This is a genomic window from Pseudomonas chlororaphis (genome assembly GCF_001921865.1).
Taxonomy (GTDB): domain Bacteria; phylum Pseudomonadota; class Gammaproteobacteria; order Pseudomonadales; family Pseudomonadaceae; genus Aquipseudomonas; species Aquipseudomonas chlororaphis_D.
In genome coordinates this window covers 41,769-61,684 of sequence record NZ_MSCT01000017.1, presented here as the reverse complement: position 1 = coordinate 61,684, position 19,916 = coordinate 41,769, and the positions used below count along the sequence as shown (strand labels likewise).

18 protein-coding genes are annotated in these 19,916 nt (G+C 65.9%); 11 read left to right on the top strand and 7 right to left on the bottom strand.

Translation table 11 applies throughout. From position 1 onward, the window contains the following. The first annotated feature begins 34 nt into the window (after nucleotides 1-34). Nucleotides 35-889: a DUF2242 domain-containing protein gene (locus BTN82_RS18845; protein ID WP_075120628.1), complete on the top strand. Its 855-nt coding sequence runs from the start codon at nucleotides 35-37 to the stop codon at nucleotides 887-889. Between the two features lie 327 nt (nucleotides 890-1,216). Here BTN82_RS18845 and BTN82_RS18840 read toward each other — a convergent pair whose 3' ends face one another. Continuing rightward, nucleotides 1,217-2,254: an AraC family transcriptional regulator gene (locus BTN82_RS18840; RefSeq protein ID WP_075120627.1), complete on the bottom strand. Its 1,038-nt coding sequence runs from the start codon at nucleotides 2,252-2,254 to the stop codon at nucleotides 1,217-1,219. Nucleotides 2,255-2,258: 4 nt separating this feature from the next. Then, complete coding sequence (locus BTN82_RS18835) at nucleotides 2,259-3,389, bottom strand: carbon-nitrogen hydrolase family protein (protein WP_075120626.1); 1,131 nt, start codon at nucleotides 3,387-3,389, stop codon at nucleotides 2,259-2,261. A 211-nt stretch (nucleotides 3,390-3,600) separates the two neighbouring features. Here BTN82_RS18835 and BTN82_RS18830 point away from each other — a divergent pair, with 211 nt between their 5' ends. Further along, a complete protein-coding gene (locus BTN82_RS18830; RefSeq protein WP_075120625.1) occupies nucleotides 3,601-5,640 on the top strand; it encodes an NADPH-dependent 2,4-dienoyl-CoA reductase in 2,040 nt (679 codons plus the stop codon). 210 nt (nucleotides 5,641-5,850) lie between these two features. Then, nucleotides 5,851-6,786 carry a 1-aminocyclopropane-1-carboxylate deaminase/D-cysteine desulfhydrase gene (locus tag BTN82_RS18825; protein ID WP_075120624.1) on the top strand — a complete coding sequence of 312 codons (936 nt, stop codon included), beginning with the start codon at nucleotides 5,851-5,853 and terminating at the stop codon, nucleotides 6,784-6,786. Here BTN82_RS18825 and BTN82_RS18820 read toward each other — a convergent pair. From BTN82_RS18820 to BTN82_RS18810, 3 genes are all read right to left on the bottom strand, one after another. Next, complete coding sequence (locus tag BTN82_RS18820) at nucleotides 6,783-7,331, bottom strand: cytochrome b (protein ID WP_075120623.1); 549 nt, start codon at nucleotides 7,329-7,331, stop codon at nucleotides 6,783-6,785. The two genes, BTN82_RS18825 and BTN82_RS18820, sit on opposite strands and share 4 nt — an antisense overlap. Nucleotides 7,332-7,505: 174 nt before the next feature. Continuing rightward, complete coding sequence (phnX, locus tag BTN82_RS18815) at nucleotides 7,506-8,333, bottom strand: phosphonoacetaldehyde hydrolase (protein ID WP_075120622.1); 828 nt, start codon at nucleotides 8,331-8,333, stop codon at nucleotides 7,506-7,508. A gap of 121 nt (nucleotides 8,334-8,454) precedes the next feature. After that, on the bottom strand, nucleotides 8,455-9,564 hold the full coding sequence (locus BTN82_RS18810; protein WP_075120621.1) for a 2-aminoethylphosphonate--pyruvate transaminase: 1,110 nt from the start codon (nucleotides 9,562-9,564) through the stop codon (nucleotides 8,455-8,457). A gap of 127 nt (nucleotides 9,565-9,691) precedes the next feature. Between BTN82_RS18810 and BTN82_RS18805 the strand changes: the two genes are divergently transcribed. After that, a complete protein-coding gene (locus BTN82_RS18805) occupies nucleotides 9,692-10,555 on the top strand; it encodes a LysR substrate-binding domain-containing protein (protein ID WP_075120620.1) in 864 nt (287 codons plus the stop codon). A 230-nt stretch (nucleotides 10,556-10,785) separates the two neighbouring features. Beyond that, entirely contained in the window at nucleotides 10,786-11,490 is a 705-nt protein-coding gene (locus tag BTN82_RS18800) for a YebC/PmpR family DNA-binding transcriptional regulator (RefSeq protein ID WP_060840179.1), read from the top strand. A gap of 71 nt (nucleotides 11,491-11,561) precedes the next feature. Here BTN82_RS18800 and BTN82_RS18795 read toward each other — a convergent pair whose 3' ends face one another. Then, on the bottom strand, nucleotides 11,562-12,875 hold the full coding sequence (locus tag BTN82_RS18795) for a leucine-rich repeat-containing protein kinase family protein (RefSeq protein WP_075120619.1): 1,314 nt from the start codon (nucleotides 12,873-12,875) through the stop codon (nucleotides 11,562-11,564). Between the two features lie 93 nt (nucleotides 12,876-12,968). Beyond that, nucleotides 12,969-14,114, bottom strand: coding sequence for a cell division protein ZapE (gene zapE / locus BTN82_RS18790; protein ID WP_075120634.1), 1,146 nt, complete (start codon nucleotides 14,112-14,114; stop codon nucleotides 12,969-12,971). Between the two features lie 302 nt (nucleotides 14,115-14,416). On the opposite strand from zapE, the gene BTN82_RS18785 reads away from it, so the two are divergent. The 6 genes from BTN82_RS18785 to BTN82_RS18760 all read left to right on the top strand — a co-directional run bounded on the left by BTN82_RS18785 (nucleotide 14,417) and on the right by BTN82_RS18760 (nucleotide 19,915). Further along, nucleotides 14,417-14,917, top strand: coding sequence for a spore coat U domain-containing protein (locus BTN82_RS18785; protein ID WP_410002830.1), 501 nt, complete (start codon nucleotides 14,417-14,419; stop codon nucleotides 14,915-14,917). A 99-nt stretch (nucleotides 14,918-15,016) separates the two neighbouring features. After that, nucleotides 15,017-15,547, top strand: coding sequence for a spore coat U domain-containing protein (locus BTN82_RS18780; RefSeq protein WP_075120617.1), 531 nt, complete (start codon nucleotides 15,017-15,019; stop codon nucleotides 15,545-15,547). Nucleotides 15,548-15,567: 20 nt separating this feature from the next. Then, nucleotides 15,568-16,104, top strand: a complete 537-nt coding sequence (locus tag BTN82_RS18775; RefSeq protein ID WP_075120616.1) for a spore coat U domain-containing protein — start codon at nucleotides 15,568-15,570, stop codon at nucleotides 16,102-16,104. A 4-nt stretch (nucleotides 16,105-16,108) separates the two neighbouring features. Continuing rightward, the gene (locus BTN82_RS18770) at nucleotides 16,109-16,609 is read left to right on the top strand and encodes a spore coat U domain-containing protein (protein WP_075120615.1); all 501 of its coding nucleotides are present in this window, start codon (nucleotides 16,109-16,111) and stop codon (nucleotides 16,607-16,609) included. Between the two features lie 27 nt (nucleotides 16,610-16,636). Beyond that, nucleotides 16,637-17,428, top strand: coding sequence for a molecular chaperone (locus tag BTN82_RS18765; protein ID WP_075120614.1), 792 nt, complete (start codon nucleotides 16,637-16,639; stop codon nucleotides 17,426-17,428). Nucleotides 17,429-17,557: 129 nt separating this feature from the next. After that, on the top strand, nucleotides 17,558-19,915 hold the full coding sequence (locus tag BTN82_RS18760; protein WP_075120613.1) for a fimbria/pilus outer membrane usher protein: 2,358 nt from the start codon (nucleotides 17,558-17,560) through the stop codon (nucleotides 19,913-19,915). The last annotated feature ends 1 nt before the right edge of the window (nucleotide 19,916 follow it).

The following is a 19,916-nucleotide window of genomic DNA, read 5'->3' as shown; positions in this document are numbered from 1 at the left end:
AATACGCCCCGGACCGTTTTCCTCAGGATTTTCGATGTATAGACCATTTCACCTGCGCGCCGCCGGGTTGATGCTGTTGGTGGCGGCCGTGGCCGGTTGCTCGTCGCAGAAAACCGCCATTTACGAGCATGAGAACTTCGACGACTCCGGCACCTTCTCGCGCAATTACCCGGTGAGCGACAAGGCCTCCTGCGAGGCGGCCCGGCGTGCCCTGCTCAGCCAGGGCTACATCATCACCAGCAGCGATCCGAAGCTGGTCAGCGGTCACAAGAGCTTCCAGCAGACGGGCGAAACCCACATGGAGATCAGCTTCAGCGTGGTGTGCGCCCAGGATGGCAGCACCGACCACCGCTCCACGGTGTTCGCCAACGCCCTGCAGGACCGTTACGCCCTGAAGAAGGTCAACAACTCGGCGAGCCTGGGGGTCGGCGTGTTGGGCTCGGTGTCGATGCCGATCGGCTCGACCGACGACTCGATGGTCAAGGTCGCCAGCGAGACCGTTTCCTCGGCGAAGTTCTACGAACGTTATTTCGCCCTGGTGGAACTGTTTCTGCCTCCAGAGGCGAAAAAGGCGGCGCATATCGCCGAGAAACCCAAGACCGACCTGGGGATGCCCGAGCCCAAGCCTGCAGAACCTGCCGCAGCGCCAGCTCCGGAACCTGTGACACCGCCACCGGCCCCGGTCGTCCCGGCCGTCGTGCCCGCACCTGCGGCTCCTGTCGTTGCGCCCGAGCCGAACCTCTCGCAGCCGTTGGCGGCGCCGGTGGAAGCAGCCCCCATTGCGCCGAGTTCCACCGTTGAACCGGCCCCGGCCAGCGAAATCGTCACCCCGCCTCCGGCCAGCACCTTGCCGGCGCCGACAGAGCCGATCCCGGCGCTACCGCAGTAAGCATTTGCGGCGCGGAATCGACATTGGGCAATGTCGATTCCGCTCCGCTGTCTCTCCTTGGAGCACGCTTTGCCGGACACCCGGTAAATCCGTGGCGAGCTGCTACGTTCCCTTTGAGAAACCAACGATTCTCGCGCAGTATTTTTTCTGTCATACCGGCACTTTATGCTGGTGGCGAAGGTCAGTAAGAAGGTGATTCAACCCCAACACAAGGAGTCCGCCATGGACGATTACCAAGAAGAACTGCTGGAGTTCCAGGCTTTTGAGCTGGACCCGCTGGACCCCGCAGAAGACGCCACCGAGCTGTAACGCCGGTGGCGTTTTTTTTCAGGCGGACTGCCGGTGGCTGCGACGGAACTCTCCCGGCGTCTGGCCGCTCCAGCGCTTGAAGGCCCGCTGAAACGCCTCGGCCGAGGCAAACCCCAACAGATAGGCAATTTCCCCGAAGGCCAGTTCGGTATCGCGAATGTAGGTCATCGCCAGATCGCGGCGAGTGTCGTTGAGAATGGCGCGAAACTGCGTCCCTTCCTCGGCGAGCTTGCGGCGCAGGGTCCAGGTCGGCAGCTTCAGGCGCGCCGCCACTTCTTCCAGGCCAGGCTCCCGGCCACCATTGAGCAAGGGTCCCAGTAGCGCAATGATGCGTTCGCGCAGGCTGCGGGTCCGGGTCAATTGCTCCAGTTCCCGTTCACACAACTTCAATAGCAGGCGCCAGGTACTGGGGCAGTGCTCGGGGTTGCGTTGGGCCAGGCTGGCCTGGCTCAGGCGCAGCTGATTGTGCTCGGCACCGAACAGGATCGGGCAATCACCCAGGGCGTCGTAACGTTCGCGGTAATCGGTCTGGGCGAACTCGATCTCGATGCGTTCGGCCTTGAGCGGCGAGCCGAGGCTGCCCAACTGCCGGAGCCAGCCAGACAGGATCGAGTCCACCACAAAGCGGTTGTAGGCGTTGTAGGGACTGATGGAATAGAAGCGCAGCCAAGCGCCATCGGCGTCTTCGTGGAAGCTCGACTGGCCGCGATAGTTCGAGCCGTACAGCGCGTCGAAGCGGGTCAGGCAGCGTGCGGCCTCGCGTACGGTCGGGGCCTGGGCCGCGGTGATGCCCGCCAGGCCTGCCTGGCTCAGGCGGCTGAGCTGGCCCATGCGCAAGCCCAGGGCCGGGTCGCCTGTCAGCTGGATCGCCGCGTGGCCCAGGCGCATGTAGCGCGGGATCGACAGCCGCGCGCCGGCCTCGGCGAGGCGGGCGGCATCCAGTCCGTATTGTTCCAGCAAGGGCTGTGGGTCGATGCCGTGACTGCGCACGGCATCGGCCAGGCTATGGACGAAACCCACCGACAAGTCACCGAGGCGCATCGGTTGCGGCTTCATGGGCTTACAACCAGAGGTTCAGCAAGCGTGCGCCACGGGCGTCGCCGTCGGCGAAATTCTCGCCACGGCTGTTGATGAAGCTTTGTCCGGCGCTGCCCTGATCCCAGAACTGGCCGCGCAGGAACACACTGATGCCGCCACTGGCCTGGCTGCTGGGGGCCCGGCTGGTCAGGGTCAGGCGGCGCCAGGCTTCGCCTTCGCTGACTTCTTCGGGTTTGAGGCTGATCTCGCTCGGGGTCGCGAGGTTCTTGTAGCCGCGCCATGGCCGGTCCCAGGCGCCGCGGCCCATGACGAAGGCCGGCACCGCCACCAATTGGGCGCCCTGGGCGTCGAGCTTGCGGTAGTTGTCCGGATACCAGCTGTCGCTGCCGATCAGCACGCCCAGGCGGCCGGCGGGGGTATCGACGACCTGGACCGCCTGGTCGGCGCTGGCCTGGATGAAGCCGCGTTCGTCGAAGGTCGGGTACAGCTGGCGTTGCGGCTGGCCGAGCGGCAGGCCGTCGCGGCCGAAGACCAGGCTGGTGTTGTACAGCGCGCCCTTGCCGATCCGCAGGCGTTCGCCTTCGATCATCGGCTCGGGCAGGACGATGGAGCCCGCCACCAGGGTGATGCGAAACTCCCTGGCCAGGCCGCCGAACAACTGTTGGTACTGTTCGGCCATGCTCCGGGCTTTCATCCGCAGGTGGGCATCGTCCAGGCGACTGTCGCCCCGGGCACTGATCAGGGCGCGCAGGAACGGCAGGGGGTTGCTCACCGCCAGCCAGTTCATCGCTTCCTTGAGGCTGGCCGCCTGGTACAGCTCGTTCTTCTCGCCGCTGACCATCAGCCAGGTGCCGATGTGTTCCGGCAGCACCACCACGGTCTTGTCGCTCAGCAGTCCCTGGTCGCGGGCTTGTTGCAGGTAGGCCGCGAGCTTGCGGTGCAGGCGCTCGGGGCTCTGGTAATCGGTGGGGAACAGCTCGGGCTGGATGCCCAGCAGGTTGCCATGATCGGCTGGCGTGCCCTGGTCGACGGCAAGATTGATCCGCAGGTCGGACAGGTAGTGTCCGACGGGGCGTTCACGGGTCCAGAACCCGTAGCTGGTGATGGCGGCAATCAGTGCCAGGGAGACGATGAAGTACAGAAGTTTGCGCATGGGAGGACAGTCAACAGCCGTGTGCGGGATTCGCTGACTAGGGTAGGGCCCATGTCCTGGATTGCCAAGGGTGGGGTTGCGCATTTAGATCAATAACTTGTCAGTTACGGTCATTGAGTGAGCCCGGGCCTGATCTTAGTCTGGCGGTCATGACTGACGGGAGCCGCAGAGCTTCCGCATTTTTCCGTGATCGCTCGATGTGGAGTTACCGATGGCCGCCGCTCATTACCCGCACCTGTTGGCCCCGCTGGACCTGGGGTTTACCACCCTGCGCAACCGTACCCTGATGGGCTCGATGCACACCGGTCTTGAAGAAAAGCCCGGCGGTTTCGAGCGCATGGCGGCTTACTTCGCCGAGCGTGCCCGCGGTGGCGTGGGCCTGATGGTGACCGGCGGTATCGGCCCCAACGACGAGGGTGGCGTGTACTCCGGCGCCGCCAAGCTGACCACCGAGGAAGAGGCGCTCAAGCACCGCATCGTGACCCGCGCGGTGCATGAGGCTGGCGGCAAGATCTGCATGCAGATCCTCCATGCCGGGCGTTATGCCTATAGCCCGAAGCAGGTGGCGCCGAGCGCGATCCAGGCGCCGATCAACCCGTTCAAGCCCAAGGAGCTGGACGAGGAGGGCATCGAGAAGCAGATCCGCGATTTCGTCACCTGTTCGGCCCTGGCCCAACAGGCCGAGTACGACGGCGTCGAGATCATGGGGTCCGAAGGCTACTTCATTAACCAGTTCCTCGCCGCGCACACCAACCACCGCACCGACCGTTGGGGCGGCAGCTACGAAAACCGCATGCGCCTGCCGGTGGAAATCGTCCGCCGGGTGCGCGAGGCGGTCGGCCCGAACTTCATCATCATCTTCCGCCTGTCGATGCTCGACTTGGTGGAAGGCGGCAGCACCTGGGAAGAAATCGTGCAACTGGCCAAGGCCATCGAGCAGGCCGGCGCGACGATCATCAACACCGGTATCGGCTGGCACGAAGCGCGCATTCCGACCATTGCCACCAAGGTGCCGCGTGCGGCTTTCAGCAAGGTCACGGCCAAGCTGCGCGGTTCGGTTTCCATCCCGCTGATCACCACTAACCGTATCAATACCCCGGAAGTCGCCGAGCAGATCCTCGCCGAGGGCGACGCCGACATGGTGTCCATGGCGCGGCCGTTCCTCGCCGACCCGGAGTTCGTCAACAAGGCGGCCGCCGGGCGTGGCGACGAAATCAACACCTGCATCGGCTGCAACCAGGCCTGCCTGGACCACACCTTCGGCGGCAAGCTCACCAGCTGCCTGGTCAACCCGCGGGCCTGCCACGAAACCGAACTCAACTATGTGCCGGTGCAGCAGATCAAGAAGATCGCCGTGGTCGGCGCCGGCCCGGCCGGGTTGTCGGCGGCCACCGTGGCGGCCGAGCGCGGCCATCAGGTGACGCTGTTCGATTCGGCCAGCGAAATCGGCGGCCAGTTCAATGTCGCCAAGCGCGTGCCGGGCAAGGAAGAGTTCTATGAAACCCTGCGCTATTTCAAACGCAAGTTGCAGACCACCCACGTCGAACTGTGCCTGAACACCCGCGTGGATGTGGCGCAACTGGTGGCGGGCGGCTACGACGAGATCATCCTGGCCACCGGCATCGCGCCGCGCACGCCGGCGATTCCCGGGGTCGAGAACGCCAAGGTGCTGAGTTACCTGGATGTGTTGCTGCAACGCAAACCCGTGGGCAAGAACGTGGCGGTAATCGGCGCCGGCGGGATCGGCTTCGACGTCTCCGAATTCCTTGTTCACGAAGGCGTGGCCACCAGCCAGGACCGTGAGGCGTTCTGGAAGGAGTGGGGCATCGACACCCAGCTTGAAGCGCGCGGTGGCGTGGCGGGCGTCAAGGCGCAGCCCCATGCACCGGCGCGCCAGGTGTTCCTGCTGCAACGCAAGGCCTCCAAGGTCGGCGACGGCCTGGGCAAGACCACCGGCTGGATCCACCGCACCGGCTTGAAGAACAAGCGCGTGCAGATGCTCAACAGCGTGGAATACCTGAAGATCGACGACGCCGGCCTGCATATCCGCATCGGCGAGAGCGGCGAACCGCAGGTACTGCCGGTGGACAACATCGTGATCTGCGCCGGCCAGGACCCGCTGCGCGAGCTGCAGGACGGCCTGCTGGCCGCTGGGCAGAACGTGCACCTGATCGGCGGCGCCGACGTGGCCGCCGAGCTGGACGCCAAGCGCGCGATCAACCAGGGTTCGCGCCTGGCGGCTGAAATCTGACGGTCTGCTAACCGAGGCCACCGCGATTCGTTTATCGATCGCGGTGGCCTTGTTACGTCCGCTGCACGGCGAGCGCAGCGGCTATACGATGATACCGGGCGTCGTTGTAGCCGCTGGCGAAGCCTGTGTTCGGGGCCGCAGGACCCGCTGTCAGGGGCTCTGCGGTTTTGCTGATAGACTCCCGCCTCATTCCGCCCGAGCCCCCGATCCATGGCGTTTCCTCCTGCTTTCGACGGGTTGCTGCAAGCGCCCCTGCAACCCCTTGCCCTCGACTGGCTGGCCCGGGCCGGGGTCGAGGTGGCGATCCTGCGCCTGGACCGCGTCGACCCGCTGATTTCCGGCAATAAGTGGTTCAAGCTCGCCCCGCACCTGGAAGCGGCTCGCGCGGTCGGCGCGCAGGGCCTTATCAGCCTGGGCGGCGCTCACTCCAATCACTTGCATGCGCTGGCGGCGGCCGGCAAACGCTTCGGTTTCGCCACCGTGGGGCTGCTGCGCGGCCATCCGCAGGACACGCCCACCGTGCTCGACTTGCAGGCCTTCGGCATGCGCCTGCACTGGCTCGGTTATGCCGGCTACCGGGCGCGCCATCAACCGGGTTTCTGGCAGCCCTGGCAGGCGCAATACCCCGAGTTGCTCCCGGTGGCGGAGGGCGGCGGCGGGTTGCTGGGGGCCAGCGGCTGCGTACCGCTGGTGAGCCAGGTGCGCAGCCAGCTGAATACCCTGGGCTGGGACGACTATCACGGCTGGTGGCTGGCCGCCGGTACCGGGACCACCCTGGCCGGGTTGGTGCTGGGGGAGGCCGGCGCGCATCCGGTGTATGGCGCCCTGGCGGTGCCGGACGATCATGGCGTCGCCCAACAGGTGGAAGCGATTGTGCAAGAAGCCGGGCTGCCGGCGGCGCGCTATGAACTGTTCGACGGCAGCCGCGGCGGCTTCGCCAAGGTCGACCCGACGTTACTGGGGTTTATCGAAGAGAGCGAACGCAGCAGCGGCATCGCGCTGGAGCCGTTGTACACCGGCAAGGCCCTGCTGGCGCTCAAGCAGCAGGTCGAGGCCGGGTGTTTTGCCGTCGGCAGCCGCTTGATCTTCGTGCACACCGGCGGTTTGCAGGGCCGCCGGGGGTTTGCCACGCCGGCGCAACCTTAGCCGCGCTTGGGCAGCATGCGCAGCAGGGTGTTGTCGCGCATGAAGTAGTGGTGATAGAGCCCGGCCACCGCGTGCAGCCCGATCAGCCAGTAGCCGATGGTGCCCAGCAGCACGTGCCAGCCTTCGACCTGTTTGGCGAACGCTTTGTTTTCAGCCACCAGCAGCGGCAGGTCGATGCCGTAGAACATCACCTGATGGCCTTCGGCGCTGGTAATCAGCCAGCCGAGAATCGGCATGGCGAGCATGAACAGGTAAAGGGCCGTGTGCATTAGCCTGGACAGGAGCGCCTGCCAGTTCGGTGGAGTCGGCACGATCTTCGGCGCCACCCCCAGGCTGCGGGCGAACAGGCGCAACCAGACCAGCACGAACACCGTCAGGCCAAGCATGAAGTGCGCTTCCTTGATCAGCGTCCGGCCGCCGCTGCCCTTGGGAAAAATGCCGCGTAATTCGATACAGGCGTACACCGCGATCAACAACACCAGCATCAACCAATGCAATGCAATCGACACCGTGCTGTAACGGCTGTCGGAGTTCTTCCAGGGCATGGCGCCTTCCTCGTTATCAGGTCTGTAGCCTCCGCTCTTGAGCGACGGAGTGCTTTAACTGTAATCCTGTTTGCGAGGCTCTGCCTGGGGCAAATGCGCGGTTCGGGGCGGGCGACGATAAAAAAACGGCAGCACCGGATCGGGGCTGCCGTTTTTGTGGCAAAGGCCTGCCGATCAGCAGCCCTGCGGCGTCTCGCCGTTGGCCAGGCGCTTGTTGATGTCGGCGATCACCGGCGGCAAGTCGCCGATGGTGTCGATCAGGTAATGCGGGCGCGCGCCCTCGAACAGCCCGTGGATACGCTGGCGCTCGCGGGCCAGGGCGTCGCTGGCCAGGGCCCGATAGCCTTCATAGCTCAGGCCCAGGGCATTGCCGGAGCAGACCAGCGCCACGGTCCACATGCCGGCGCGGCGGCCTTCGAGAATGCCCGGCACGGTGTCGTCGATCTTCACGCAGGCGGCAACGTCGTCGATCCCCAGGGCGATCACGTTGGCCAGGGCCTGGGCCGGCCATGGGCGGCCGTTGGGCACCTCGTCGGTGGCCACCACATGGTCAGCGACGTAGCCGTTGCTCGCGGCCAGTTCCACCACCTTGTCCATGACCTGTTTCGGGTAGCCGGAGCAGGAACCGATCTTGAGGCCTTGCCGGCGCAACTGGGCGATGGTCTCCAGGGCGCCGGGAATCAACGCTGAATGTTCGGCGATCTTTTCGATTTGCAGCGGCATGAAGCGCTGGTAGATGGCGGTGACGTCGGCGTCGGTCGGGGTACGGCCGAACGCCTGGCGATAGCGCTCGGCGACTGGTGGCAGGTCGCACAGGGTACGGATGTGATCCCACTTGCCCATGCCCATCGGGCCGCGGGCTTCTTCGATGGAGACTTGCACGTCGAACTCGGCGAAGGCCTCGACGAAAATCTGGGTCGGCGCGAAGGAACCGAAATCGACCACGGTGCCGGCCCAGTCGAGGATGGCGGCTTGCAGCTGGTTGGGGGTGTTGTAGTTCATGTGTCGATGCCTATCTGTAGGAGCGAGGCTTGCCCGCGATGAACGGTGATGAGGTAACCCTGACGGAACGCAGCGCCTGCAATCGCGGGCAAGCCTCGCTCCTACAGGTCGTGTGTGGGAGTCAGATATCCAGTACTTGCATTTCCCGCAGCGCTTCGCCGATGGCCTTCACCGCCGCTCGCAGGCCGTCCTGGTCGACGTGGCCGATGCAGCCGACGCGGAACGTCTCGACCTGGGTCAGCTTGCCGGGATAGAGGATGAAACCCTTGGCCTTGACCCGCTCGTAGAAGTCCTTGAACTGGTAGCGCGGGTCTTTCGGGGCGTGGAAGGTGACGATGATCGGTGCCTGGATCGCTTCTGGCAGGAAACTGCGCAGGCCCAACTGCGCCATGCCGTCGAGCAGCGCCTGGCAGTTGGCGGCGTAGCGCCGGTGGCGCGTCGCAAGGCCGCCTTCCTCGTGGTATTGCAGCAGGGCCTCATGCAGCGCCGCGACTACATGGGTCGGCGGGGTGAAGCGCCATTGTCCGGTCTTGAGCAGGTAGGCGTGCTGGTCGTGCAGGTCCATGGCCAGGGAGTGCGAGTTGCCGGTGGCCGCGGCCAGGGCTTCCTTGCGGGCGAAGACGAAACCCATGCCGGGCACGCCTTCCAGGCATTTGCCGGAGGCGGCGATCAGCGCATCGAACGGTACTTGTCGAGCGTCGATCGGTAACGCGCCGAAGGAACTCATGGCGTCGACGATCAGGCGCTTGCCATGGGCGGCAACTACCTGGGCGATCTCCGCCAGCGGGTTGAGGATGCCGGTGCTGGTTTCGCAGTGGATCAGCGCCACGTGGGTGAGGGCGGCGTCGGCGCGCAGCAGGCGGTCGACGTCGGCCGCGGTGGTGGGCTGGTCTTCGGCGGTTTCGAAGGGGCTGAAGTCGCGCCCCAGGACCTCGCAGATTGTCGCCAGGCGCTTGCCGTAGGCGCCGTTGATCAGTACCAGGACTTTGCCGTCGCGGGGCACCAAGGTACCGATGGCGGCTTCCACGGCGAAGGTGCCGCTGCCTTGCAGGGGCACGCAGTGGTGGCTGGCGGCGCCGTCGACGATGGCCAGCAGGCGCTCGCAAAGGCTGGCGGTCAGCTGGTTGAAGCGCTCGTCCCAGGAGCCCCAGTCCACCAGCATCGCCTGGCGGGTGCGGGCCGAGGTGGTCAGGGGGCCGGGCGTGAGCAGGAGGGGCGCGGCAGTACTCATTCGGGGTCCTCGCAGAAGCGTGATGGCAAGCGCCATGGGCTGAAAACTACGGGGCCTAAATTGCAGTTTGGCGCGTTATCAATCAAATTGTTTGTTGTTATGCCAGTCATAAGTGAGACCGATAGATATGAACCTGTTCCAACTCCGTGCATTCGACGCCGTGGCCCGCGAAGGCAGCTTCACCCGCGCCGCCGCGCGGCTGTTCATCAGCCAGCCGGCGGTCACCGGGCATATCAAGGCGCTGGAGGAGCATTACCAGATCACCCTGTTGCGGCGCACCGCGCGACGTGTGGAACTGACGGAGGAGGGCACCCGGCTGGCGGCGATCACCCGCGCCATGTTCGGCCTGGCTGAAGAGGCCCAGGCCATGCTCGAGGCCAACCGGCAATTGCTTACCGGGCGCCTGGAAGTGGCGGCGGACGGCCCGCATATGGTCATGCCGATGCTCGCCAGCCTGCGCGCGCGGTACCCGGGCGTTACCGTCAACCTGCGCCTGGGCAACGCCCAGGAAACCCTGGCGGCGCTGCTTTCGGAGCATGCCGACGTGGCGGTGCTGACTGAGGTCGAGCCGCGCAAGGGCCTGTACCTGCAAAGCCTCGGCGAATCGCGGATCTGCGCCCTGGTGCCGCAGGACCATCCGTGGCTGGCCGAGCCCGACGGCATCGGGCTGGAGCGCCTGGACCAAGTGATCATGGTCTTGCGCGAACCCGGTTCGATTACCCGTCGCACCTTCGACCAGGCCTGTGCCCAGGCTGGGGTCAATCCCAAGGTGCTGCTGGAGCTGGACAGTCGCGAAGCGGTGACCGAAGCGGTGGCGGCGCATCTGGGGGTGGGCGTGGTGTCGTCGCTGGAGCTCAGCCCGGACCCGCGGGTGCGGGCGGTGCCGATCATCGGCGAGGGGCTGCTGAACCGGCACATGCTCGGCTGCCTGGAGCGGCGCCGCGAGCTGCGGCTGATCCAGGCGTTCCTCGGGTTGGCGCCGGGTGGGTGAGCGGTTTTCGTGGCGTCTGGGCGGACGCCATCCCGAGCGAGCTTTCTCTTACAGGGGGGCGGCGTATTGCTGTAGGAGCGAGCTTGCTCGCGATGAGGTCATCATGGCTAAAGCAGCGGCAGGTGGTCGCGGATCTGAGTTTTTGGTCGATTGGTGCCTTCAGGCCGTATAAACTTGCCCATCGCGTCGGCCACATCCAACTCGACGCCACCGATCAAAGAGAGTGAGTAATGGGCGCACAGTGGAAGGTTAAACACAAAGAAGCAGCAGCCAACGCCAAGGGCAAGATCTTCGGCAAGCTGGTCAAGGAAATCACCATTGCGGCCCGCAACGGCGCGGACGTCGCCACCAACGCGCACCTGCGCCTGGTGGTGGAGCAGGCGAAAAAGGCCTCGATGCCCCGCGAGACCCTGGAACGCGCGATCAAGAAAGGTTCGGGCCAGCTCGGCGAGACCGTGCAGTACCACCGCGTGACCTACGAAGGTTTCGCCCCGCACCAGGTGCCGCTGATCGTCGAATGCGTGACCGACAACATCAACCGCACCGTTGCGGAAATCCGCGTGGCCTTCCGCAAGGGCCAGCTGGGCGCGTCGGGTTCGGTGTCCTGGGACTTCAACCATGTCGGCATGATCGAAGCCTCGCCGGACAGTCCGGACGCCGATCCGGAACTGGCGGCCATTGAAGCCGGGGCCCAGGATTTCGAGCCGGGCGAAGAGGGCGCGACCCTGTTCCTGACCGAACCCGCGGACCTCGACGCCGTGCAGAAAGCCCTGCCGGAACAAGGTTTCACCGTGCTTTCGGCCAAGCTTGGCTACCAGCCGAAGAACCCGGTCAGCGGCCTGTCCGACGAGCAGATGGCGGAAGTCGAGGCGTTCCTCGAAGGCCTGGACAACCATGACGACGTGCAGGACATGTTCGTGGGTCTGGCGGGTTAACCCTGGCCCTATGAGTCGCGTTGTCTGAGCGATTTTTTCGCGAGCAAGCTCGCTCCTGCAAGGAGCGGGCTTCAAATCCCCCGCAATACCTCTAGCACCTCGGCAAACCCAGGCCGTGCCAGCACCTGCGGCTGACAGCAGTCGCTGACCAGCACCGCCAGGCGTTCGCGCCGCTCCGGGCCCAGGCCCGAATCGATACGTTCCAGCAATTCCTCCAGCAGAATGCCGAAGGCCCGCACTTCGATGCGTTGCAGCGCTCGCGTTTCCTCGGTGTCGGCCAGGGCGTGGAACGACGCCGCGCCAAAATCCCCCAGCAGGCAGTCGCCCTGGGCGTTCCACAGGATATTGTGGCCGTACAGGTCGCCGTGGGTGATGCCCTGATGGTGCAGGTGGGCGCCCACCGAAGCAATGCCGCGGGCCATGCGCAAGGCCGCGTCGGCGCTGAAACGAGTGGTTGCGTCGTAGATGTCCCGGGTGCAGGAGGCCAGGCTCGGCAGGGCCGCGAGGTTGCGGTAGCTCGGGTCGATCAGTTGCATCACCAGGCCGTTCTGCCCTTGCGGGTGACCGCCGATCCGCCCTTCTACGCGGATCAGGTTGGGGTGGCGGCCGGCGCTGATGCAGGCGTTCATTTCATGCAGCGGCGAGCCGTCGCTGGTCATCTCGCCCTTGTACAGCTTGACGGCCACCGCCACAGGCGGTTGCCCGGGGCGCTGCCAGCCGGCCTGGTGGATCACCCCGGAAGCGCCTTCGCCCAGGCGTTGCTGCAATTCCAGCTCGGCCCAGGGAATGGTCGCCACCGACTCCAGCGCTACGGCGTCGGCTTCGGACTCCAGCGGGTTGCCGGCATAGGCCAGCCAGGTCAGGCGCGGCAGGCGCAGCAGGAAGGCCGGCAGCTCGCCGAGGCGGTTGGCGGCGAGACGGATCAGTTCCAGCTGGTGGCATTGGCCAAGGCTGTCGGGCAGGCGGGTCAGGCGGTTGCCGGAGAGCATCAGTTTTTGCAGGTGCGGGCGCTGGCCCAGCTCGTCCGGCAGCTCCTCGATGCAGTTGTCGGTCAGGATCAGCCAGCGCAGCAGGGGCGGCAGGGCGGCGGCGGGTACGTGCTCGATCCGGTTGGCCTTGAAGCCGACCATGCTCAGTTGCGCGCACTGGCCGACGCAGGCGGGCATGTGCGTGAAGCGGTTGTCGGAGCAGAACAACACGCGCAGGCGGGTCAGGCGGTGCAGGTCGTCCGGCAGGCTGCTCAGGGCGTTGCCGCTGAGGTTGAGGATTTCCAGCGAGTCGGCCAGGTCGAAGATTTCCCGGGGGAACTCGGTCAGCCCGCAAGACAGGTCCAGACGCTTGAGCCCGGCCAATTGGCCGGCGCGCAGTTGGGCAAGGGTATCCATTGACAGATTCGGCACTCAGGCAGGGGGAAAGGGCGCGCGGCCCTGGAAATGGGCGCCATGATAGCGGCATGGTGCGACGTGTGGCGACCGCTGTCAGGAGCGCGGCGCAGGCGCGGCGATTTCCTGCAACTGGCCCAGACGGCTGCGGGTCCGCGCCAGGTCGATGGCGTTGCCGCCCAGGCTCTCGCGCAGGGAGCGCTCGCCGATCAGGGTCAGGTGTTTGTCCTGGTCGTACAGCACATCGATCAGGTTGATGAAGCGCTGCTGGACGGCGATCGGGCAATCGCCCAGCAGCGGCAGCCCGTCGATGATCCAGTGGTCGAAGCGCCGGCTCAGTTCCAGATAGTCCATGACCGCGGTGGGTTGCTCGCACAGGTCGTTGAAGGCAAACCCCACGCAGCGTTCCTCGCACAGCCGCGTCTGCAACTGGCGCGCGCCGACCATCAGCGGCGAGGTCGGGCCGTCGCGCCGCGGCAGATGCAGGTCCAGGCGCTGCCGATCGCTGCCGGGCCACAAGTAACGGCCCTGGGTAAACACTTGCTGCGAATGGCTGCGCGGCTGGCTGCGGTAATCGTGGGGGCCGCCGACTTCCATCACCTGCATGCGGCTGTCGATCAGGTCGATCACCGGCTTGAAGCGCGCGTGATACAGCGGGTTGGGCAAAAGGCCCCGGGGCGCGTAGTTGGAGGTCACCAGCAGCAGGATGCCGCGCTGGAACAGCGCCTTGAACAACCGGGTGATCAACATCGCGTCGCCGATGTCGTGGACGTGGAACTCGTCGAAGCACAAGACACGGCAATCCTTGAGCAGTTCGTCGAGGGTGCTTTGCAGGGCGTCGGGCTGCTCGCGGTGGCGGAACATGCCCTGATGCAGCTGGGCGAAGAAGTCGTGAAAGTGCAAACGCTGCTTTTCGGCCAGGGGAATGGCGCGGAAGAAACCGTCCAGCAGCCAGCTTTTACCGCGTCCCACCGCGCCATAGAGGTACAGGCCGCGGGCCGCCTGCGGCCTGGCGTTCGCCTGGAGCAAGGCATTGGCCTGCTGGGCCATGTAGTCGATGACCCGTTGCTGGCTGTGGCTCAGGGTATAACCCTGGTCGTGGGCCTTGTGCCGGAAATACTCGTGGATGACCCGCCCGTGGCCGGTACTGGCGGCGGGCCGGGTGAAGGCCGCACCGAACCAGGCGCGCAGTCGTGGCCAGCGCGATGGGCGTAGCGAGCGGTTTGGCGGTAACGCGGCCAATGGTTTCACCCCGACGGTTCCAGACCAGTTCCCCCTGGAACCGGCGCGGTAATCTAACCAATCCCGGGCCACGCAGCCAGCGTCGTCTGACCGCCGATCGGTTCTACAAAAAACTCTGGTTGGTATAGCTTTTTACCCGCACCAGTGGGTTCGACAAGGGGGCATCGAGCGCTCGACAGGTGTTTTCAGGGCAGCAACTTCCCTGCGCTGCTGGCGATTTCCCTGCTGCTGGCTAACCTGAGCTGTACATAACGTTCCTCAAAAGGACTGAGGCATTGAATGGCAAGCTGGTTTTCGCCGTCATGGGCATCGCGCTCAACGCGACGGCATGGGCCGCGGAGCTCCAGGTGGAGGTCCGGGTCAACGTGCAGCGCGGCTGTCAGCTGGTGGGGCAACAGCGCGATGCCGGGATCGCGCAACTGGGCGTGCTGGATTTTGGCAGCGGCCCGCGCCTGGACAACCCCGCCGGCCCGCTCGGCGCGGCGTTGCTCGATACCCGCTTGCCCAGGCTCGAATGCAACCCGGACACCCCCTATCAATTGCGTGTCGACGGCGGGCAACACGGCGGCGTCGGCGAAGTGCGCTACCTGGCCGGCAGTACCGAACACAGCCAACCCATTCCGTATCGCCTGTACCAGGACGCGGCCCGGCGCATTCCGCTGCCGGTGGATGTGCCGGTGAGCGGCCGGGTGCCGGACTCGGGTTCCGTGGACCTGCCCTTGTATGGACGGATCGAGCCGTTGGCCGAGATCCCGCGGGTCAGCCGCTATACCGATTTGCTGAAGGTGACGGTCACCTGGTAGTGGCCGCGCGGGAACTGCCCGGTGGACCGGGGCAGTGCAGGGAGGTCGCTTGCGTGAAGCGGCCAGAGTGACAGTCCTGAAGGATCTGGGATAAGTGCAATGACAATCACAAGCTGGGCGCTGACTGCCCTGGGTTCCTTGCTTCTGCTGGCCGACGACGCGCAAGCGGCGATCAGTGGGCAGATCCACGCGCGGCTGACCATCATCGCCGGCTGCGAAGTGACCAATGGCTCGCCCGAGAGCCCGGCCAGCCATTTCGGCCAGTTGGATTTCGGCCAGCAGGGCCCGACCTGGACCACCCCCCTGAATGCCAATGTCAGCGGCGCCGGCAACGGCCGCCTGGAAGTCGCCTGCAACCCGTCGGTGACCGGTTTTACCGTGAGTATCGACGGCGGCGTCCATGGCGACGGCAGCACCCGGCGCCTGAGCAACGGTCGCCAGACCATTCCCTATCGGCTGTTCCTCGATGCATCCGGCAGCGACAGCTACCGCATCGGTCAGCAACACAATTTCGCCGTTACCAGCGGGGCACAAATACCCATCCCGGTATTTGGTTCGGTGGTCGCGAATACCAGCGCGCTGCCGGCGGGGGTCTACACCGACACCCTGACGGTCACGCTGGATTGGTAAACCCACAGAGGATGAATGTCATGCACCTGCTTGTATCCCGGATGGCCATGTCACTGCTTGGCCTGGCGCTGTTTTCCACGGCCCAGGCCGCCACGACGGTCACTGGCCAGATCACTTCCAGCCTGATTCTCACCAGCAGTTGCCAGGTCAACGGCGTGGGCGGCAGCAGCGGCCTGAACTTCGGCGCCCTGAACTTCGGTACCACCGACAGCCTGTTCACCCAGGCCTCGGCCCAGGTGCTCGGCGGTGGCGGCGGGGCCTTGTCGATCCTCTGTTCCAGCGGCACCAGCCCGACGGTGAAAGTCCGCGCGGGCGCCCATGACGGCCAGTCCGCCGGCGGCACCCGGGCCCTGGCCGACGGCAGCGGCAACTTCGTGCCGTACGACCTGTACACCGATTCCGGCCACTCGCAGATCCTGGCCATCGACGGGGTCATCAACCTGTCGGCCAGCACCGGCGTGGCGCAGACCGTGAACATCTACGGCAAGGCGGTGGGCAAGGCCGGGCTGCCGGCGGGGACCTACACCGACACCGTCGCCGTCGAACTGACGTTCTGAAGCCGTGGCCCGTCATGCCTGCGCGGTGCTGGCGCTGTTCTGCGCCGCCAGCCTGCCGCTGCCCCTGGCGGCGGTGACCAGCCAGAGCTTCCAGGTCAGCGCCACGGTGGTGGCCGGGTGCCTGGTGGTGGGCGGGACGAGCAATTACGGCAGCCTGAATTTCGGCAGCCGGTCGGCGTTGTCCACCAGCACGGTACAGGTCGCGCTGGCGGGCAGCGTGCAGTTGCAGTGCACGCCGGGGGTGACCCTGAACATGAGCGTCGACGGTGGCCAGTACAACAGCAGCGGGCGGCACATGCAGCTCAATGGCGGCAGTGCGCGGGTGGCTTATCAGCTGTTTCGCGACGCCGGGTTCAGCCAGAGCCTGGGCATCAGCCAGAGCGTGGCGGTGGCCTACAGCGATGCGAACAACATCAGCCTGCCGATTTACGGTCAGGTGCAGTTACCGGGCAACCAGCCTGGGGGGACGTACAGCGATGTGCTGCAGGTGCAGCTGTCGTGGTGAGGGGGCAGGACCATAAGGAGCAGCAGTATGCATTCGACTTCCCGGCGGTTGTGGGCCGTTCGTTGGGCAGGGGTGGCCGTGGCGTTGTTGGGGGCGGCCCAGGCGGGGGCGGCCAGTTCGGTGCTGATCTGGCCGATCGACCCGGTACTGGAGGCCGACCAGCAGGCCAGTGCCTTGTGGCTGGAGAACCGCGGCACGGAAACCGCGAACCTGCAGATCAGGGTCTTTGCCTGGAGCCAGAACGGCTTCGAGGACCAGTACCAGAACCAGCGCGACGTGATCGGCAGCCCGCCGGTGGCGAAGGTCGCGCCCGGGCAGAAGCAACTGGTACGCCTGACCCGCACTCGGGAAATACCCCCGGGGCAGGAGCTGGCGTATCGGATCATCATCGACGAAATCCCTTCGGCCCAGCCGCCGAGCGCCGAAAGCGACGGCAAGACGGCGGCGGCCATCCGTTTCCAGATGCGCTATTCGGTGCCGTTGTTCGCTTACGGTGCCGGGCTCTGGAGCAAGGAAGACAGCACCCGCCAGCGCGACCCGAAAAGCGCCGGCGTGCCTGAGTTGAGCTGGCGCAAAGTGGCCGTGGACGGACGCAATTATGTGGAAGTGCGCAACCAGGGCGCGGTGCATGCGCGCCTGACCGACGTGGCGTTCAAGCAGGCGGGACAGACCCGGCCGCTGGTGGAGGGGCTGCTGGGCTACGTGCTGCCGGGGGCGATCATGCGCTGGCCGCTGCCCGCTGCGCCCACCGCGGATGCGGCGTTGCAGGTACGAATCAACGGTGCGCCGCAGGTGCAGAGCGTTGCGCCGGCCCGCTGAGGTGGCCTGTCAGCGCAGACAGGCAAGAAGGTGGCGAAACGGCCCGTTGATCCACGGTTCGGGCTGAGCACTACCGGGAGCAACCGCAGGTCATGGAAGAAAGGTGTCCACGATGGACGTAAAGCCGCAATGAGTCTTGGCGCGGCTCGTCGTTCCCGGCGTACCAGGTGGATGGCGAGCGGGCTGTGTTGCTGGATGTTCGCCTCCGGCAGCCCGGCGGGGGAACTGCCGCCGCCCCCCAGCGGCATGGAGGCGATCAGCGATGCGCAGCTGTTCCTGGAACTGGTGGTCAACCAGATGAATACCGGGCGGGTGATTGCCGTCGAGCAGCGCGCCGGGCGCCTGTTCGTACCGGCCCAGACCTTGCGGGAAAGCGGCATGACGCTGCCCGCCGGGCTCGACGCCCAGGTCGCCCTCGACAGCTTGCCGGGCTTGCACAGCGATTACGACAGCCAGTCCCAGCGCTTGCTGCTGAAGGTGCCGCCGGACTGGCTGCCGGAGCAATCGATCGGCAGCCGCCAGGCCTATCCGCGAACGCCGGCGCTGAGCAGTTTCGGCGCCTTGCTCAATTACGATCTGTACCTCAACGACACCGACGATGCCGGCACTTACCTGGCGGCCTGGAACGAGGTACGGCTGTTCGACGGCTGGGGTACGTTGTCCAACACCGGGCAGTACCGGCGGACCTTTTCCGGCCTGGGCGGGGGCACGCTGAACAATGGCTACCGGCGCTATGACACCACCTGGCGCTATTCGGACGACGACCGCCTGCTGACCTACGAAGCCGGCGACCTGGTCAGCGGCGCCTTGCCCTGGAGCAACTCGGTGCGCCTGGGCGGCGTGCAACTGTCCCGCGACTTTGGCGTGCGCCCGGACCTGGTGACCTACCCCTTGCCGCAGTTCGCCGGGGAAGCGGCGGTGCCGTCGTCGGTGGACCTGTTCATCAACGGCTACAAGTCCAGCAGCGCCGACTTGCAACCGGGGCCGTACACCCTGACCAATATTCCCTTCATCAACGGCGCCGGCGAAGCGGTGGTGGTGACCACCGATGCCCTGGGGCGCCAGGTCTCCACCACCGTGCCGTTCTACGTCACCAGCAGCCTGTTGCAAAAGGGCCTGAGCGATTTCTCGGTGGCGGCCGGGACCCTGCGCCGCGACTACACGCTAAAGGATTTCAGCTACGGCCCTGGCGTCACCTCCGGCAGCCTGCGCTATGGCCTGAGCGACAACCTGACCCTGGAAGGCCATGCCGAAGCGGCGCAGTCCCTGAGCCTCGGCGGGGTCGGCGGCAACCTGCGCCTGGGCAACTTTGGGGTGCTCAACAGCGCCGTCAGCCAGAGCCGTTTCGAGGGGCGGGGCGGGCAGCAGCTGAGCCTCGGTTATCAGTACAGCAGCCAGCGCTACAGCCTGTCCTACCAGCGCATGCAGCGCCATGACGGCTATGCCGACCTGACGGTGGTGGACAGCCCCTACGCCAGCCTCAGCCAGCGTAGCGAGCAGCTGACCCTGAGCCTCAACCTCGACCGCTACGGCAGCCTGGGCGTCGGCTATTTCGATGTGCGCGCCGCCGACGACTCGCGCACCCGCCTGCTCAACCTGACGTGGAGCAAACCGTTGTGGCGTAGCAGCAGTTTTTATCTGTCGGCCAACCGCGAGATCGGCGACAGCAACTGGGCGGTCCAGGCCCAGCTGGTGGTGCCTTTCGACCTCCATGGCAGCCTGAGCGTCAGCAGCGAGCGCAGCAAGGACGGGCAGAGCCAGCAACGGGTCAACTACAGCCGGGCGGTGCCCAGCGAGGGCGGCGTGGGCTTCAACCTCGGTTACGCCCAGGGCGATGCGCCGACCTATCGTCAGGCCGACCTGACCTGGCGTTTGCAGTCGGTGCAGTTGCAGGCCGGGGTCTATGGTTCGAGCGAGGCCGAGACCCGCTGGGCCGACGCCAGCGGTTCGCTGGTGTGGATGGACCGCCAGGTGTTCGCCGCCAACCGTATCGACGATGCCTTCGTGGTGGTCAGCACCGACGGCTACCGGGATATCCCGGTGCGTTACGAAAACCAGTTGGTGGGCCGCACCGACAAGAACGGCCACTTGCTGGTGCCCTGGAGCAGCGCCTATTACCGCGGCAAATACGAGATCGACCCGCTGAACCTGCCGGCCAACGTGCAGAGCCCGCAGGTCGAGCAGCGGGTCGCGGTGCGGCGTGGCAGCGGCTACCTGGTGGAGTTTCCCCTGACCCGGATGGTCGCCGCCAGCGTGGTCCTGGTGGATGCCCGGCAGCAAGAGCTGCCCCTGGGCAGCCTGGTGACCCACGAGCAGAGCGGCGCCCAGGCCGTGGTCGGCTGGGATGGCCTGGTCTACCTGGAGAACCTGGCGCCGGACAACACGCTGCGGGTCAGCCTGGCCGACGGCAGCAGTTGCCAGGCGAGCTTCGCCCTGGCGCCGGAGCAGGAGCAGGTGCCGCTGATCGGGCCGCTGGTGTGTCAGTAAG